This is a genomic window from Hymenobacter coccineus, from assembly GCF_001816125.1.
In the GTDB taxonomy this organism is placed as follows: Bacteria; Bacteroidota; Bacteroidia; order Cytophagales; family Hymenobacteraceae; genus Hymenobacter; species Hymenobacter coccineus.
In genome coordinates, this window is sequence record NZ_MDZA01000231.1 from 1 (window position 1) to 2,653 (window position 2,653).

The following is a 2,653-nucleotide window of genomic DNA, read 5'->3' on the forward strand; positions in this document are numbered from 1 at the left end:
CGCCCCTGCGGCACCAGTACCAGCGCCGTGGCCTGGTGGGGCCGCAGCACCAGCGCATCGAGGGCGAGGGATGCGCCGCCGGGCAGCGCCGCCAGGTTGCCCAGCAGCAGCGTGGTGGGGCCCCCGGCGGCTTCGGCAGCCGCCAGGGCCGCGTGCACGGCCTCGTACTGGGCCTGCTGGGCCGCATCGGCAAAAGGCGCTAACAGGCAATGGTACAGCATGGCGGAGGGTACTTTGGGGGTGTCCGCAGCCGCCACCGGCCCGGTCCCATTGCCCGGCAAATTTAGGTGGTGCGCGGGCGGAAACCGGTGGACCGTAGCGCGTTCGGTAGCGCGGTTGTAACGCGGACTGTGTAGCCCGCGGCTCTCGCTTCGTCCTGCCGATTAATCGTTGGGCGACCGTTCATAGCCGCGGACTACACAGTCCGCGCTACAACCGCGCTACAGCTGCTAGTGGCGGTTGTCGTCGTCGGCTAGCATGCTGAGGTAGCTGTCGTAGCGGGGCAGGGCCATGCGGCCGGCGTCCACGGCCTCGCGCACGGCGCAACCGGGCTCGTGCACGTGCTGGCAGTTGTGGTAGCGGCACTGGTTGAGCAGGGCGCGCATTTCGGGGAAGTAGCCGGCCAGCTCGGCGGGCTTGATGTCGACGATGCCCAGCTCCTTGATGCCGGGCGTGTCAATAATGTAGGTGCCGGGGCGCACTTCCAGCATTTCGGCGAAGGTGGTGGTGTGCACGCCTTTATCAGAAAACTGGCTGATTTCGGCCGTTTTAATGTCTAAATCCGGCACCAGGGCGTTGATGAGCGTGCTTTTGCCCACGCCCGAGTGGCCCGAAAGGAGCGAGGTTTTGCCGTCGAGCAGCGCATCCACGGCTTCCACGCCGGCGCCGGTGCTGGCCGTGCAGGCGCAGCTGCCGTAGCCCAGCGAGCGGTACATGCCGGCAATTTCTTCCTGATAGGCCAGCCCGTCGGCATCGAGCAAATCGGCCTTGTTGAACACCAGCACCACCGGAATGTGGTAGGCCTCGGCCGTCACCAAAAACCGGTCGATGAACCCGAACGACGTGGTGGGCGATACGAGCGTGACCACCAACAGGGCCTGGTCGAGGTTGGCCCCCACGATGTGGGCGTGGCCGGTGGTGTGCACCGAGCGGCGCACGATGTAGTTGCGGCGCGGCGCGATGTGCGTAATCACGGCCGCGCCCTCGGCCTGCTGCTCGGGCTCGAAGGTTACCAGGTCGCCCACGGCCAGCGGGTTGCTCACCTTTAGGTTCTTGATTTTGAACTTGCCCCGCAGCCGGCAGCGGTACAGCTGCTCGGTGGCCGCGTCGCGCACCACGTACCACGAGCCGGTAGATTTTACAACGGTGCCGGTCATTTTAATTGGTGAATCGGTGAGTCAGTGAATGAGTGAATCGGTGAGTTGTGAAGAAGTGGTTTATGAAGACGTTAGAGGGTTTAAGGTGAGTGCGTTGGTGGTTAAGAACGGTTCGCAATTTACTCCCTCACAACTCCCACATTCACTCCTTCACCAATTCACAACTGAGCCATAATGCGCGCCGTGGCCCCAGCCTGCTGGTGCACGTAGTCGAGGGCCTGGTCCTGCTTTTTGAGGCGCAAGGCATCGTCGGCCAGCAGGCGGGCGAAGGCGGCTTCCAACTCGGCGGCGGTGGTAACGGGCGTGGCGCAGCCCAGCGCCACCAGGTCCACAGCCTCCTGAAACTTGCTATATGTAGGACCGAAAAACAGCGGTAAGCCGAAGGCCGCGGCCTCCAGCGTGTTGTGCAGCCCCTTGCCAAACGCCCCGCCGACGTAGGCAAATTGCCCAAACCGGTACAGCTGGCTCAGCAGCCCCACGTTGTCAAACAGCAGCAGCCGGGCGCCCGCCGCGGTGGCCGCCGTGGCCTGCGAGTAGCGCAGCACCTGCCCCGGCAGCACGGTCTCAATTTGCGCCAAGTGGCTTTCCGTGATTTCGTGGGGCGCCAGCAGCACCCGGATCTGGCCGGCGTAGCGGCGCAGCAGGGGCCCCAGGGCGGGCAGGTCTTCGGGCCAGGCGCTGCCCACCACCAGCACCGGGGCCCCGTCGGCCACGAAGGCTTCCACCAGCGGCAGGGGGCGCGGCGGGGCCAGGGCGGTGGCCGCCACGGTGTCGAAGCGGGTATCGCCGGCCACGCTCACGCGGGTTAGGCCGTGCTGGCGCAGCAGGTCGGCCGAGGCCTGGTTTTGGGTGAAGATGTGCGAAAGCTGGCCCAATATGCCCCGGAAGAAGCCGCCCCAGGGCTTGAAAAACACCTGCTCGGGCCGGAAAACGGCCGATACCACCACGGCCGGCACGCCGCGCCGCCGCGTTTCCGTCAGGAAGTGGTACCAGAACTCGTACTTCACAAACACCGCCAGCTCCGGCCGCACGGCGTCGAGGAAGGCGCGGGCATGGGCCCGGGTATCGAGCGGCAGGTAGAAAATATAGTCGGCGCCCGGCCAGTCCTTCCGCACGGCGTAGCCCGAGGGCGAGAAAAACGTGAGCACGATTTTCGTGCCCGGGTGGGCCCGGCGGTGGGCCTCCATCAGCGGGCGGCCCTGCTCAAATTCGCCCAGCGAAGCGCAGTGGAACCAGACCCGCGGGGCCCCCTCGGCGGCCAGCGCCGCGCCGATGCG

General features: G+C 66.1%; 3 protein-coding genes. All 3 read right to left on the reverse strand.

Going from position 1 to position 2,653, the window contains the following annotated elements; genetic code table 11:
* The coding region (locus tag BEN49_RS13830) for a hypothetical protein (protein ID WP_141765672.1) at positions 1-221 on the reverse strand (221 nt) is incomplete at its 3' end.
* Between the two features lie 228 nt (positions 222-449).
* Positions 450-1,376 carry a ribosome small subunit-dependent GTPase A gene (rsgA, locus tag BEN49_RS13835; RefSeq protein WP_070744325.1) on the reverse strand — a complete coding sequence of 309 codons (927 nt, stop codon included), beginning with the start codon at positions 1,374-1,376 and terminating at the stop codon, positions 450-452.
* Positions 1,377-1,534: 158 nt separating this feature from the next.
* A partial coding sequence (locus BEN49_RS13840; RefSeq protein ID WP_070744327.1) for a 3-deoxy-D-manno-octulosonic acid transferase occupies positions 1,535-2,653 on the reverse strand: 1,119 nt, incomplete at its 5' end.

Coding starts and splice junctions, on each gene's coding strand:
- rsgA (WP_070744325.1), bottom strand. CDS start 1,376: ATGACCGGCACCGTTGTAAAATCTACCGGCTCGTGGTACGTGGTGCGC.